Source organism: Paraplanobispora takensis (assembly GCF_016863195.1).
Lineage (GTDB): Bacteria > Actinomycetota > Actinomycetes > Streptosporangiales > Streptosporangiaceae > Planobispora > Planobispora takensis.
On the sequence record NZ_BOOK01000001.1, the window covers coordinates 87,809 to 101,726 of the forward strand.

At 67.3% G+C, this 13,918-nt stretch carries 13 protein-coding genes; 1 reads left to right on the forward strand and 12 read right to left on the reverse strand.

What is annotated here, in order from left to right:
- Nucleotides 1-544 precede the first annotated feature (544 nt).
- The gene (locus tag Pta02_RS41755; RefSeq protein WP_275423542.1) at nt 545-676 is read left to right on the forward strand and encodes a hypothetical protein; all 132 of its coding nucleotides are present in this window, start codon (nt 545-547) and stop codon (nt 674-676) included.
- A gap of 73 nt (nt 677-749) precedes the next feature.
- On the opposite strand, the gene Pta02_RS00435 is transcribed toward Pta02_RS41755, so the two are convergent.
- The 12 genes from Pta02_RS00435 to Pta02_RS00490 all read right to left on the reverse strand — a co-directional run bounded on the left by Pta02_RS00435 (nt 750) and on the right by Pta02_RS00490 (nt 13,850).
- A complete protein-coding gene (locus Pta02_RS00435; RefSeq protein ID WP_203872581.1) occupies nt 750-3,824 on the reverse strand; it encodes a type I restriction endonuclease subunit R in 3,075 nt (1,024 codons plus the stop codon).
- 15 nt (nt 3,825-3,839) lie between these two features.
- Nucleotides 3,840-5,012, reverse strand: a complete 1,173-nt coding sequence (locus Pta02_RS00440) for a restriction endonuclease subunit S (protein ID WP_203872582.1) — start codon at nt 5,010-5,012, stop codon at nt 3,840-3,842.
- The gene (locus Pta02_RS00445) at nt 5,005-6,579 is read right to left on the reverse strand and encodes a type I restriction-modification system subunit M (RefSeq protein WP_203872583.1); all 1,575 of its coding nucleotides are present in this window, start codon (nt 6,577-6,579) and stop codon (nt 5,005-5,007) included. The genes Pta02_RS00440 and Pta02_RS00445 overlap by 8 nt, the downstream gene beginning before the upstream one ends.
- 418 nt (nt 6,580-6,997) lie before the next feature.
- Nucleotides 6,998-7,219 carry a hypothetical protein gene (locus Pta02_RS00450; protein ID WP_203872584.1) on the reverse strand — a complete coding sequence of 74 codons (222 nt, stop codon included), beginning with the start codon at nt 7,217-7,219 and terminating at the stop codon, nt 6,998-7,000.
- A 28-nt stretch (nt 7,220-7,247) separates the two neighbouring features.
- Nucleotides 7,248-7,511 (reverse strand): hypothetical protein, encoded by a 264-nt coding sequence (locus Pta02_RS00455; RefSeq protein ID WP_203872585.1) that lies wholly within the window; start codon nt 7,509-7,511, stop codon nt 7,248-7,250.
- 40 nt (nt 7,512-7,551) lie between these two features.
- Nucleotides 7,552-8,340 carry a DNA-methyltransferase gene (locus Pta02_RS00460; RefSeq protein WP_203872586.1) on the reverse strand — a complete coding sequence of 263 codons (789 nt, stop codon included), beginning with the start codon at nt 8,338-8,340 and terminating at the stop codon, nt 7,552-7,554.
- 125 nt (nt 8,341-8,465) lie between these two features.
- Complete coding sequence (locus Pta02_RS00465; RefSeq protein WP_203872587.1) at nt 8,466-8,798, reverse strand: hypothetical protein; 333 nt, start codon at nt 8,796-8,798, stop codon at nt 8,466-8,468.
- A complete protein-coding gene (locus Pta02_RS00470; RefSeq protein ID WP_203872588.1) occupies nt 8,795-9,604 on the reverse strand; it encodes a peptidoglycan recognition protein family protein in 810 nt (269 codons plus the stop codon). The genes Pta02_RS00465 and Pta02_RS00470 overlap by 4 nt, the downstream gene beginning before the upstream one ends.
- A gap of 3 nt (nt 9,605-9,607) precedes the next feature.
- Nucleotides 9,608-9,916 (reverse strand): hypothetical protein, encoded by a 309-nt coding sequence (locus Pta02_RS00475; protein ID WP_203872589.1) that lies wholly within the window; start codon nt 9,914-9,916, stop codon nt 9,608-9,610.
- A 47-nt stretch (nt 9,917-9,963) separates the two neighbouring features.
- On the reverse strand, nt 9,964-10,437 hold the full coding sequence (locus Pta02_RS00480; protein WP_203872590.1) for a hypothetical protein: 474 nt from the start codon (nt 10,435-10,437) through the stop codon (nt 9,964-9,966).
- Nucleotides 10,438-10,446: 9 nt separating this feature from the next.
- On the reverse strand, nt 10,447-12,324 hold the full coding sequence (locus Pta02_RS00485; protein ID WP_203872591.1) for a hypothetical protein: 1,878 nt from the start codon (nt 12,322-12,324) through the stop codon (nt 10,447-10,449).
- Nucleotides 12,324-13,850 carry a phage tail family protein gene (locus Pta02_RS00490; protein WP_203872592.1) on the reverse strand — a complete coding sequence of 509 codons (1,527 nt, stop codon included), beginning with the start codon at nt 13,848-13,850 and terminating at the stop codon, nt 12,324-12,326. The genes Pta02_RS00485 and Pta02_RS00490 overlap by 1 nt, the downstream gene beginning before the upstream one ends.
- Between the last annotated feature and the right edge of the window lie 68 nt (nt 13,851-13,918).

A 13,918-nucleotide genomic window follows, 5' to 3' on the forward strand; every position in this document is an offset into this window, starting at 1 on the left:
CCGTCGCTTTCCCAAACCCCTCCTTGCTTGATCCTTTTGTGCTGGGTGGGACGATGCTAACTGTCTCTTGTCGCTCATGACAAGAGATGTTTGGCCGCAGTCACGGATAGCCATGTTCTGGTAAGTGCTTTTCATCTCGCTTCGCGAAGCTGAAGGATGAGAATCGCTTTGAAGGGCTGGCCTGCGAGAATAGGGCAGCAGCGAGTCTTTTTCATCCACGGGCGAGCCGGTGGTTCTAAAGAACGGCGTGGTCTGGGACTGTATGGCAAGGCCGAGGCATTCTCGGCTGGTGAGACGGCTGCAGTCCTGACACGTGACAAGGACTTCGCGTGGGGTATCAGCCAGGTCGAGCCGGTAGAGGACCCGCATCCTGCCGACGTGCTCACGCACGATCCGCCTAGCCCCGGACACGACGAAGCGGCCCCGCTCGCCTCCGAAGAGTAAGCGGGACTGCAGATGATCAGAGATAACTATCGCCGGTCGAGCGGCAGATTCGGCCGCACAGTGTGCTCGGTCATGTAGGTGATCATGACCAGCGGCGGCGGTGGACCGTCAGCGACTGGACCTGATCCTGCGGCTGATTGCGGGCGGGCACACCGCCGAGGACGCAGAGAAGATCATGGTCGCCTGTCAGGCCGCCTCGGAAGAAGGCGTGGCGGCGTTCGCCCGCGGGTGACGCGCCCCAACAGATTCCGGAACATTTGGACATCCTTGCTCGCGAGGCGCGAGCCCCCTGCCGGCTCCGTTCGTCAGTCGACCAGGTAGTGGGCTTCGATGTAGGCGACGGTGGAGTCGTACGGCTCTCCCACCGGCTTCAACATGTACCGGCGGAAGACCGCGGCGGTGGCTCGTCGGACGCCTCGGTTGCGAGCGTCGGCGTTGTCCCATGACTGGGCGAGGGTACGGGTGACCACCTGGTCGATCTCCTCAGCCAGGTTCCTCTCTGTGACGGTGAGTCCGGACGGCGCGTGGTCGTGGATGATCCGCGACAAGACGCCCACGTGGTCATCGTCCAGCACGACGGCTTCGTTGGGGTGCTTGCCGGCGTCCACGATTGCGCGGGCGATCCGCAGTGCTTCGGCCAGGAACTCCAGGGCATCCTGGGCATTCTGGATGATCCGGTCCCGCAGCAGCTTGATCCGCTCCGCCAGGGCGGTGTACTTCACCGACCCCGGTTCGACATCCCTTTCGAGGGCGGCCTTGATGTGCTCTAGGATCTCCGCCGCGGACGGCGGCCGCTTGTCCTCGACGTCGTCCTTGTCTGGCTTGGGGCGGACAAGGGCCAGCAGCTCCTTGAGGATGGCGATGCCCTGGGCGTCCAGGACGAGGGCTTCCTCCTGGGAGGCGACCACGGAGAAGGAGTGGACGTGAGCATTGATGATCTCCAGGACCATCGGCCCCAGCTCGCTCAGCCGCTCCTTCCTCTCCTCCTCAGAGGACTTCTTGAATAGGGTCGTGTACACCGACCCGAACAGGGCGAACCCGTCGCGATACTTGGTGACCCGCCTGTCGGTGTTGATGAGCGGATACAGGCGGGCCAGGAGCCGGTAGTCCTTGGTGAACACCTCGGCGGAGCCCGGGTGTGCGTCCAGGAAGACGTTGATGGCGCGCACGGACTCGTACCCGTGGACGTTGAGGTCCAGGTCGTCCACGTCCGCGAAAAGGTCTTCGATGCGGGCGAAGACGGTGCGGAACTCGGCGACCAGCTCCGACACGTCGGTGACGAACCCGCCGCCCTTGCCTGCCCCCGCCGCGGTGGGGTCGACGACGGCCCGCTGGACCTCTTCGGCCAGGCCGACGTAGTCCACGACCACGCCGGAGGTCTTCACGAACCCGGCCGGGGACACCCAGGTGCGGTTCGGGCGGGTGATCGTCTGGAACAAGGTGTGGGCCTTCAGCGGCTTGTCCAGGTAGAGGACGCCCTCGTTGGGGGCGTCGAACCCGGTCATCAGCTTCGCGGTCACCACCAGGAAGCACAGCGGGTCGTCCGGGGCGAGGAACCGCCGCTTCTGCTCCTCCTCCTCGGCCTCCGAGAGCCGGAACCGGCGCAGGGCGGGGTCTTCGTCCTTGGAGTCGGAGACGGAGATGTTCACCTCGGCGGTGATCCGTTCATGCTTGCCGACCTCGGCGAGCACCTGCGATGCCTCGAACCCGGCCAGCAACTCGTTGATCTTGTCCGTGTACGCCACGGCCAGCTCACGGTTGAAGGCGACGACCTGGGCCTTGAGGCCGTTGCGGTAGGCGCCGGCCAGGTAGTGGTCCACCATGTCCTGGCAGACCGTGTGGATGCGGTCGGGGTTGCTGAACACCGAGGTGAGGCGCCCGAACTTGCGCGACAGGGCCTCACGGTCGGGATCGTCGAGGTCGAAGTCGTCGGCGAACCGGTCGAACTCGGCCTGCAACGCCTGATCGTTCATCTCGAAGGCGACCGGGTGCGGGTCCAGCATGACTGGGACGGTCGCCTCGTCCAGCAGGGACCGGGACACCGAGTACCGGTGCAGCACCCGCCCCGGGTCGCCCTCCTCGCCGAAGAGGGCGAAGGTGTCGGTGGCGAGGTTGCGGACGGGGGTGCCGGTCATGCCGAAGAACTTCGCGTGCGGCAACGCTGCGCGCATCTGTCCGGCCAGGGACTTCGACTGGGCGGACTGGGTGCGGTGCGCCTCGTCGACCAGCACGATGATGTTGTCCCGCATCGACAGGTTCTTGCCGGCGTCGGCGAACTTGTGGACGGTCGTGGAGATGACACCGCGCACGTCGTCGGCCAGCAGCGCCCGCAGCTCAGCGCTGGTGGCGGGCTGGTGGAAGTAGGAGCTGCCCATCGCAGAGGTGAACACCCCGGAGGTTTGGCGGACGAGCTGGGTCCGGTCCGACAGCAGGATGATCGTGGGCGACTCGGTACGAGTGTCGGACAGCAGCAGCGAGGCGGCGAACACCATCAGCAGCGTCTTCCCGGACCCCTGGTGGTGCCAGATCAGACCCTTCGACCCGCCGCCCAGGACCCGCTCGTGAATCAAGTGGGCGGCCTCCATCTGCGGGTAGCGGGGCAGGTACTTCCTGTCCACCCCGCCCCCGGAGGTGTCGAACAGGGCGAAGTTGGCGAGCATGTCCAAGACAGTCGCCGGGTTGAGCAGCAGCTCGATGGAGCGTTGCACGTCGGCCTGACCGGACAGGTTCTCATCGTCGGCGGTGGACCGGAACGGCTGCCACAGGTTCGTGGGCGCTCCGACCGCACCGAACCGCAGCTTCAGCCCGTCGGAGGCGACGGCGAACACGTTGGGGGTGAAGAACCATGGGTACTCGGTGGCGTACACGTCGTTGATCTCCCGGGCAGCGTCAGCCCACCCGGACTTCGCGGTCGGGGACTTCACCTCGACCACCACCAGGGGCATGCCGTTGACCCAGTACACGAGGTCGAACCGGCGGGAGGTCTTGCCGGGGACGGTGATGGTCACCTCGTCCGACACGACCAGCGTGTTGGCGGTCGGCTGCTCGAAGTCGATGACCTTCAGGGCGTGCCACACGCCGTCGGCGTCCCGGAACTCCTTGCGCCCGCGCAGCAGGCGCAGCACCTGCTCGTTGGCCCGCACCGGCCCGCCTTCGACGGCGTTGACCGTGGCGACGATCTCCTCGACCACCGCATCCACGTCGAACCCGCCGATCACCCCAGGGTTGAGCCGGACGATGGCGTCCCGCAGCTCGCCGACGACCACCGTCTGCGTCATCTCACGCGGCAACAACCGGCCCGCTGTGAAGGCCCAGCCCATGGGGAGGGACCACTGGATCATCAGGTTCTGGAACTCGCGTTCCCGAATGCCCTTCGCCACGACTCAGACCTCCAACTAAGCGGATTCGATGTCGATGGTGCGATTCAACAACCCCGCCAGCAGCCCCGCCCGGACCTCACGGAGGCGTTCCGCTTCGGTATGGAGGGCGATGACCTGCATATCCACTGCTTCGGCCATCTCTGAGATGCGCTTCTGATCATCACGAGGAGGCACTGGTATAATGATCTTCGCGAGGTTCGTGGCGGAGATGCGGACTACCTTGGTCTCGCTCGTGAACTGACGCTTCCGGTGCTGAAATAGGGGCGAGGCGAAGAAGTACGAGACGAATTTCGGGTCAAGATTATGGCGGAAGATGAAGCAGTCGTCATGGACGGCCACATCGTCATCACCTAACCAAGCGACAGCCTTGCCGACGTCCTCGACATTCTCGCTTGTCCCCGCGATTACCACATCACCGGGTCGCGCCAGACGCATTGAACCGCGGAAGCTCTCAGGCAGGTAGGTCATCGTGCGCGTAGCCGACGCCCCATAGTCCGTGTAGATCTGACCGTAATGGATGCATCCCAGGCCTGAATCCACGTAGTCGCTCTTCACAAACCGGCGGCCGCGGGTGAGCGTTCCGGTTTCCGCCAAAGGAGCAGACCGCCATCCTTCGCCACCATGGGAGAGCATGTCTCCCAGAGCGGCATCACGAACTCGAAGGAGGCTGCTTGCCTCGACGTTGAGTGCTGAGGCCTGCGCATCTATCACACTGATGATATCGACGATCCGTTCCTGCGCCGACAATGGCGGCACTGGAACCATCCACGCCTCGAAGTCAGCTTCTTTCCATCGAGCACGCCCCTCGGAGCCTGCACGCATAGCGCTGATCTGTCGCAAAACTTCTGGTTGTTGGAAGTTGAGGAGCAGGAAGCGGGCGTCCACATCCTCTTCGTTCACTTCGTAGAGGGGGAACTCGTTCGTTGCTAGGGCCCCATCAAGATCGGCGGAGACGACATCGAATGCACCCTTATGGGTGTCGATCCGATTGAACGTGAAGTCTCCTTCCCGCGCCTGGTAGAGAGACTTGGCTTTGACTGTCTCAGTCGTTACGACCCCTCTGTCGTAGGCACCCTTGCCGTACCACCGCACACCCATCGTGCGGTATTCGATCCCCGGCTCCAGATGAACAATCTCCCGCCGCTGGCGCGCGATCTTCCCAGCAGGGACGTACTGCCATTCACTCATCAAAGCCCTCGATTCCAGCATCAGCGAGGGCGGCGAGCATGCGCTGCTCGGTCTTCTGCCGCTCGGCTCGAGCGAGGTTGTAGGCCTCGATGAGGGTACCGAGGTCATCCCGTTCGGTGGCGGCCTGCTTGATGTACCGCCCGATGTTCAGGTCGTACCCGTTTGTCGCGATCTCTGTGGTGGGGGCGAACCGCACTGCGAGTCCGCCGTCTCCGTCGGGATCCACCGGGTTGCCGTCAGCGTCGAATTTCGAGTGGTAGGCGGTGACGATGTCGGCGATGCTGGCGTCGGTGAGGATATTGCGGTTCTTGGCCTTGGCGAACCGCTTGGAGGCGTCGATGAACAGCACACCGCTCTGCCGCTCCGGGGCTTTGGTGCCAGGGGCGCGGAACACCAGGATCGTTGTGGGGATACTGGTGTTATAGAAGAGGTTGGCGGGCAGACCAATGACCGCTTCGAGCAGGTCGTCGTCCAGCATGCGCTGGCGGATGGCTGCTTCCTGGCCGCCGCGGAACAGGACGCCGTGCGGTAGGACGACGCCGGCGCGACCCTTCTTCGGGTCCATGCTGGCGATCATGTGCTGCACGAATGCCCAGTCCGCCGACGACTGCGGAGCTACCCCGCCGATGGCACGCGGGTCCTTGGTCCAAGGCTTCCACTTGAGGCTGTAGGGAGGGTTGGCGACGATCACATCGAATTGCTTGACGGATCCGTCCGGCTTTTTGAAGCGTGGATCCTTCAGGGTGTCGCCGACCTCGACCTGGAACTGGGTGAGGTTGTGCATGAAGAGGTTCATGCGTGCCACACCTGCGGTGTCCGGTACGGCCTCCTGCCCGTGCAACTTGAGCGTGTAGCCTCGCCCGCCGCGGGCCTTCAGGAGGTTCGCCGACGCGATGAGCATGCCGCCCGATCCGCAGGTCGGGTCGTACACCGACTCGTTGGCCTTGGGGTCGAGGACCTCGACGATCAGTTCTACGACCTCGCGCGGGGTGAAGAACTGGCCGGCGCGGGTGCCGGACCCGTCGGAGAACCGCTTCAGTAGATACTCGTACGCCCCACCGAGAACGTCGTGGGACATGTTGCCCTCGTGCATCTTCGGGGTGCGGTCCATCGCCTGCATGACCGCCGCCAACACCTCCCGCGGCAGCACCTCTTCGGCGGTCCATGCCATGGACCCGAACAGGCGGGAGAACTTGTCAGGGTTGGCCGTCTCGATGCCCTGCAGAGAGAGACGGACGCGCTGGCCGAGGCCGTCCTGGGTGATGGTGGCGAGAATGGATGACCAGGAGGCACGACGCTGCTGGACGGTACCGGGGTGGATGAACGGGATCTCGAACGACTGGTAGTCGCGATACTCGATCTCATGGGCCTCCTCGGCGGACAGGCCGGCCAAGCCCTCGTTGTCGGCCAGGAACTCCTTGTGCCGGTGCTCCCAGGTGTCCGACAGGTACTTCCAGAACATCAGCGGGAAGACGACGGAGGAGTATTGCGCTTCGGGCATCGCCACGCGCAACTCGTCGGCGGCATCCCACAACCGGTTCTCGATCTCCTGCTGTGTCACTGCCATCAGTCGGGGGTTTCCTTGCTCGTCAACAGGGGGCGACCCGAAGGCCCTGGCGTTTTTATCGGTTACCCGCTTTCAGGTACGCCCGGCATGTATGTGCCGGGTGCGTCCTACAGGGTGAATACGCGAGACGCTGTACTCCCTGCGCAGGCAACTCATCAACGATATCCCTCCCCAGGAGGCCCTCCACTGAGGTCGGCACGATGAACTCCAAAGAACTCTCGGTAACTATATGCGTGTCGAGAGTGACATCGAGCAAGCGGCAGAGACCTCGCTACCTTGGGCGTAGGGGAGGGGCGATGATCGGCCATACCCCCTCCATCCGGTGGCCGGGGAAGTCAAACCGGTACGGCCCGGTCGCCGGCCGCGGGGGAGCGGGCTCGGTGTGACGGCCGCTCCTCTTTTGCAGGGTGGTTAGTGGTTACCGCTGGGGCTGATCCGTCCTCAGCCAGCCCGGCAGAATCGCCTGCACGCCCGGCAGCGCCATCACGCGCGCCATGCCACCAGCCGTGGCGAGAGCTCCGGCGACCCACGGCAGAGCGCTCGGGATTCCGGCCGCGTCGACCACGGAAGGCAAGATGATCGCGATGGCGACGAGGGTCTGGAGGATCGTGCGCAGGCTGCGCTTGGTGTCGTTGGACATGGCCCCTCCTCGGGGTCGTTCGAGCAGATCAGGGGAAGGCTGGTACACGCCAGGCGTTCCAGCCGGGAAAGGACCGGGCCTCGACCTCGGTGTTGAACAGGTAGACGCTGGAGCGCCACACGGTCTCCGGACCGTCGTGGAAGACGTGGAGATTAACCAGCCACACGTCGTGGCTGCCGATGGTCACCCGCTGCCAGACGCGGGTGACGACCGCGGGGACGACCTCAGCGCCGTTGCGAATGCCGAGACGACCTCGTGCGTGAACGAGTTGGCCTATGAAGGGCTGAGACATGGAGGTCCCCTCGCTGGGATAGGGACCGCCGCGCGGGCGGTTACAGAGCGGTCGGGGCCGCTTCCTGCGGCGATTCCGGAAGTACGGCCGGGGCATCGCTCTGAACTCCGGCGAGGGCCTCAGCGAGGCGCTCACGGGTGACGTCGGCGTAGTGCCGGGTCAGCTCGACGCCGACGAATGAACGGCCCTCGAGGAGCGCGGCCACACCGGTGGAACCCGCGCCCGCGAACGGGTCGAGCACGGTTCCACCGGGCGGGCACACGCGAATGAGCTCGCGCAGGACCTCGACGGGCTTCTGGGTGATGTGCTTGCGGTTGGTACCGCGCGGCTGGGAACCCTTGACCAGGCCCGGCAGGTAGATTGGCTCGGCGTGCCGGTACGGCTGGCCGTTGCTGCCCCACAGGATGTACTCGCACTCCCGGCGGAAACCGTCCCGCTGCGGGCGGGTGATCGGCTTATGCCACGGGATGATGCCGCGCCAGGTCCACCCGGCACCCTGAAGAGCGTCGGAGGTGGCAGGCACCTGCCGGAAGTCGGTGAAGACGAGGAGGGAAGCGCCGGCCCGGCTGGTGCGCAGGCACTCGACGAGCACGAGCATCAGCCAGTAGGCGTAAGACCGCTGGTCGCGGTTGTCGCCGGGGAAGTCGGCGAGCTGGTGTACTGCGTCGCTGGAGACGTACTTGCCGCGAGTCGTCTGGAGGCCTCGCTCGGTGTTAGTCCGGCCGCCTGAGTTGTACGGCGGGTCGGTGAGGACCAGGTCGACGGAGCCGGTTTCGATTGTGGGAAGGACGGCGAGCGCGTCGCCGTCGTGGAGAGTCCAGGTGGACATGTGGTTGCTGCTCCCTGGGCCGCGTGCACCCTTCGGTGAGCGGGTCGGTAGGGAGGGGGTGGACGTTGGGGGATTCCCGGCCCTCAGCTACCCCCGATGAGCTGAGGAGCCGGACGATCAGGGCGTTAAGGCGTGACGCAGGCCAGGGTGCTCATGCCGGCCGTCCAGGAGCACGACCAGGCGCCCGCCGGGGTGGTGAGCTTGAAGGGGCCGCCGTCGAGGCCGCGGGGCAGGCCCGTGGTCGTCGGGAGCAGGACCTTCTGTTCGTTCTTGCGGCACTTGCCCCACGGGGACTTGGCCGGGTTCTTGGCCTCCAGCATCCGCACGTAGCCGCCGTTCTTCGTGTTCGCGCACACTCCCACGGCCTTCGGCGGGGCGGCCGCCGTGGCGTAGGCGCCCGCGCCTGCGGTGACGGCGAGCAGGCCGGCCGCCAGGGCGACCAGGATGGGCTTCTTCATTTCTTCTCCTTCGTTCCGGGCTCCCAGATCCATGTCAGGAGCCACGTCTCGGCGTTGACCACGCCGTTGACCGGGATGCCGACCGTGCGCTGGACCTGCTCGCATGCCTTGCGGGAGGCGGGGCCGTACAGCCCGTCGATGGCGAGGCCGGGCACGAACCGGCGCGCCCCGTGCTGCCAGGTGGCGACGTCGTTCCCCTCGACCAGGGGCATGGCGACGCGCAGCGTCCGCCGGAACCCTGGCACGGCGCCGTTCTCCACCTGCGGCTTGTACGGCTTGCCCTTGGCCGGGGCCGAGGCGCCGCCCTTGATGAGCGCGGCGACCGTCGACCGGAAGCCGCCCATGTCGATGCTGTGCGGGTCGACCTTGCCGCGGTTGACCTCCTTGTGGCCCTTCACCCTGCTCGCGGGCAGACCGAACTCCCGGCACAGCTCGGCGCACAACCGGTGGAAGGCATCGAGCTGCGTGACCGGCCACGGTGTACGGCCGTCGTTCTCCGCCTCGATGCCGATGCTGCTGGAGTTGTCGTGGTGCGAGCTGGTCGACGGTGCGTTGTGCCAGCACCGTCCGGCGGCGACGACGAAGATCCGGCCGTCGCGCCGGAGCCAGAACTGGCTGAGCGGCCCGTCCAGGCCGGGCCGACCGTCGCAGACGACGTGCATGCCGTGCCATCCGGCGGTGTGGTGGCAGACGATGCCCTCCACCGCTGGTTGCGGGCCGTGGCCCCTGGTCTTCCATCCGTTGACCTCAGTCACCGGGTAGCCCGTCCGGCGGGCGACCTGGGCGAGCTGCGTCAGGTACGGCAACGTTTATCCCTTCGGGTGCTCTCGCAGGTGCTCGTGGAAGTGGTCCTCCAGCCGCGCCACGCTGGCGGCCACCCGGTCGACGGCGTCGCGGAACGACGTGCCGTGGTTGGGGTGGAGCTGCTCTTCGATCTGCGCGAGCCGGGCCATCACGCCGGGCCGGCCGGGGACGCCCTCGCGGGCGGGTTCGCCGTTCCAGTCGTCGAAGACGTCGCCCAGGCGCTTGAGGAATTGGAAGAGCTTCCAGAGCGCGGCCGCGCCTCCGGTGAGGAGGCCCACGGCCATGCAGATGTCGAGGGCCACGATGCCGGTCATGTTCGTCCTTCAGAGGTGCGGCCGCGCGATGCGGCAGGTGGGTGGTGCTACGCGGCGGTCTCGTACACGCCGGACACCGTGAGGTTGTTGCCGTTGGCCCAGGTGCCGGGACTGGTCGGGCCGGTGGCCGAGCCGTCGTAGCGGGTGAACCACGCCTTGCCGCTGGTCAGCAGCGACGCGGTCAGCGGGATGTGGTTGCCGCCGCCGGGGTTGCCGCGCGCGGATGCGACGCTGTCGACGGCGGGAGGGAACGGCAGGCTCAGGTACCAGACGACCCCGGCGGGGGACGTGGTCGTGGTGCCGTAGACGAGACGGATGTGGAAGAACACCGTCTTGCCGATCTTCTTGTAGCGGCCGGTCAACGTCCCGTTGCCGATGGCCGGGGCCGCACCGGTCGAGGTCCACTCGGGCGTGTAGAGGTCCCACGAGTCGTACAGGTCGACCCACCGGTCGAAGACCTCGGCGTCCCAGAACGGTTTGTCGATGAACTGCCCGGTGGCCGGGCTGACGGGATCGGCCACGGCCGCCTCCTACAGGGAGAGTTTCGTGTTCACGCCCAGCTCGCTCTCACCCGCGACACCGAGCCGCCAGACCCGCGAGACCGCCGCGGGCGAGGTGTTGAACGTGATGGCGTGGTGGCGGTAGTCGATGACCTCGGTGTAGCCCTCCATATGGACGGCGGTCTCGGTCTGCGGTGACCCGGCGGGCAGGCCGGTCAGGGTCACGACGTCGGACAGGTCCAGGACGAGGACGTCGCCGTAGGTGTCCAGCGTGTTCGCCACCACGGACACGCTGGTGATCCTCGGAGGAGGGTCCGCGCCGTTGGACACCTTCCACTGAGCGGCGAGCAGCGCATCCGTGTCGCTGGCCCAGGGCAGGGTCACGTCGTCGGCGTACGTGCCGTAAGCCGCGGTGCTGCTCATGTCGGTCCACCGCTGGTCGGCGCCGCCGTCCCGTTTGTGGGTGACGTCGTTGACGAGGTGCTGGTCGTCGTCGGACCAGGCCAGGCCGCCCTCGGCGAGCTGGTCGGCGGTGAGCGTCAGCGACGACGGCCGGTTGTAGCGGTGGGTGCGGCACTCGAACACCACGGAGGCGTCGGAGCGGGAGGCGTAGACGAGACCGGACTCGACCCCGGCGACGTCGCGCAGCACCTGGATCGGTGCCCGGCCTGCGACGGCCTGGCCGCCGATGTCGGTCTCGCTGGTGCCCACCGTCGTGCCGGTGACCCCGATGAGACGGCAGGCCCGCTCGAACCTGTCCGGGGTCGTCTCCGGGTTCCCGGCTTCCCAAACTTCCGTCCAGTCCGGCATCGTCTCCCGCTGCGCGTACCAGAGGTGGGACAGGATGCCGTCGAACAGCGATCCCGGCGCGACCGGCCCGGCGAAGGACGGCCCGGCTCCTGCGAAGATCCACCGGTAGGCGGGCATGTTCACCCACGGCCCGAAGTCCGGGCTGGGAGCGAAGCTGCCGACCATTCCCAGCGGACCGCCGTCCACGCTGGCGTAGGTCGGCCCGCCCGGCTGGACGAGCACCGTCACGAGGTGCGTCTGTCCATCCGCCAGATTCGGCGAGCCGGCCAGCCCTCCGGAGATGGTGGCCGTTCCGCCGTTGCTGACGGCGACGTTGAGTTTCCCGTCAGCGGCGTTGGTCTTCACCGTGAGAGCGATGCTGTCGCCGCCCCACAGCGCCATGAACACCCGACCCTTGACGGTCGTGTTCATCCAGCACGCCAGCACGATGCTACCGGTCGCGGTCGTGCTCCTGGGCGTAGCGAGGAACCAGCCGACGCTGGACGACTCCGGCCGGAACACCACCGCGGGCAGGCCATCGGTGCCCGGCCCGGTGCCGTCGCCGAAGTCCACCTCTCCCGTCCCGCCGCCGCCGTACTGGTAGCGGCCCATCGAGGGGCGCCCGTTGCCCGAGGAGTCGCCGGCCGACCGCGCCCCGGACTGCTCCGCCAGCGTGTAGTAGGCGTCCGGGTGATGCGCCAGCATCTCCAGCTCCAGCAGGCTGCGCTTCGCCGCGAGGTTGCCGAGCCGCTTGAACACGTCCGTCGCGGTGACGTGCGACAGGGTGACCGCGGTCCCGCCGTCCCACGTCACCGGCCACTCGTTGACGTAGCCGTGGAACCGGGTCGACTCGCCGCCGTCGTGGACGACGCGGACCCGGATCGGGCGGCCCTTCTTCACGTTCGGCCAGTACGGCGACGCCGGACTGCCCGGCGTGAACCGGCCGTCCCGGTTGTCCAGGACCAGGGACAGGGTGCCGGGCCGTACCTCGGCCTGCTCGTCGCCGCGGCCGCGCGTGATGGTGATCCGGTCGTCCAGCCGGACGTAGCCGGTGATGTCCGTCCAGGTGCCGTCCGCGGTGAAGTCGACTTCCACCACCACCGTGAAGTCCTCGGCCATCAGAACGCCAGCGCGACGCGGCCGGTCTCCCGGCTGTACTTCCTGAGCACCTTCTCGATCTCCCTCGCCGTCGCGATCGGGTCGACGGCACCGTTGACGGTGACGTTGATGACGGTCGCCGCCCCGGCCCGGCCGGCGGCGGGCTGGAGCGGGGTGACCTGGGCACCGCGCGGCAGGCTGACGAGCTCGGGGCCGCGTTCACCGACGACGGCCAGACCCGCGCCGACGATGTGGCCGCCCTTGGCGAGGTAGGGGATCTGCGGGACGCCCACGGTGAAGCCGCCGAAGCTGCCCACGTAGGGGATGTCCACGCGGGGCAGGGTGAACGACAGGCGGTTCCACCCGGCGATGATCCAGTTGATCGCGGATTTGAAGCCGTTCACGATGCCGTCCCACATGCCGGAGGCGGCTTGAGCGATCCGTCCTGGCAGGCCGTAGACGAACGTGACCAGGGAGTCCCACCAGCCCGTCACGGTTCGCCACAGCGCTTCGGCTCCGGAGGCGACGGACTGCCAGCCGCCTGTCACTGCCTGGAGAGCGGGCACGAGCAGGGAGACGAGGTGCCCGGCGAGCCGGGCGACCAGCTCGATCACCGGGACCAGGATCGGGACCAGCCCGGACACCAGAGCGGCGATCAGCTCAGCGACCGGCGGCAGCAGTGGCAGCAGCGCGGTGAGGAGCTGCCCGACCGCGGGGACCAACGGCGATAGGGAGACCAGGACCTCGCCGAGGATGGTCCCGAGCTGCGCCAGGATCGGCTGGAGCTGGGTTCCGATCTGCCCGACGAGCTGGGCGACCAGGCCGAGCAGGGGGCCGAGGACGGGTGCGCCGAGCTGGATCAGCCCGGCCAGCAGCGGGCCGAGGGCGGTCACGAGCTGCCCGACCCCCACGAACAGTTGTTCGAGCTGGGGTGCGAACTGGGCAGCGGTCTGCGCGACTAGGACCAGCACGCCGGACACGGCCGCCAGGACCGGTTGCAGGCCCGTGCCGAGCACGACGATCAGCGGCGCGACGGCCTGGCCGATCTGCCCGAACGAGGTGATCACCGGTTGCAGACCGAGGATCACCGAGGAGAAGAAGCTGGACAGGGCGGGCGCCAGCGCGGAGAACGCCTGCCCGAGCGATGCCGCCAGGGGTGCGAGCAGAGTCCGGGCCTGCGCGGCGAGGCTCGTCAGGACCGGTACCAGCGGCGCGGAGACCTCTTGCAGGACCGTCTTCGTCTCCGCCACCAGACCGGAGAACGCACTCTTGACCTGGGCGCTCTGCGCGGCCGCCGCGACGCCGATCCCAACGATGCCCAGGCCCAGCGCGGCGACGCCGAGCCCGAGCCCGGCGAACACGGCCGCGCCGACGACGCCGAGCCCGAGCATCGCCGTCGACAGGCCGCCCAGCGCCGCCGTGCCGCCGCCGGCCATCGACGCGATGGAGCCCCGGAGCCGGTTCGTGGCCTCGGCGTCCTTGTCCAGGACCGGGCCCAGGTTCGAGCTGGCGAGGATGTTGAACAGGAGCGAGGTGTCCGATGCCACGAGGTCACCCCGCTCTCTGCGCTGCCTCTTCGGCTCGCCTGTTCAGTTGGTCGATGTAGTCGCACGCG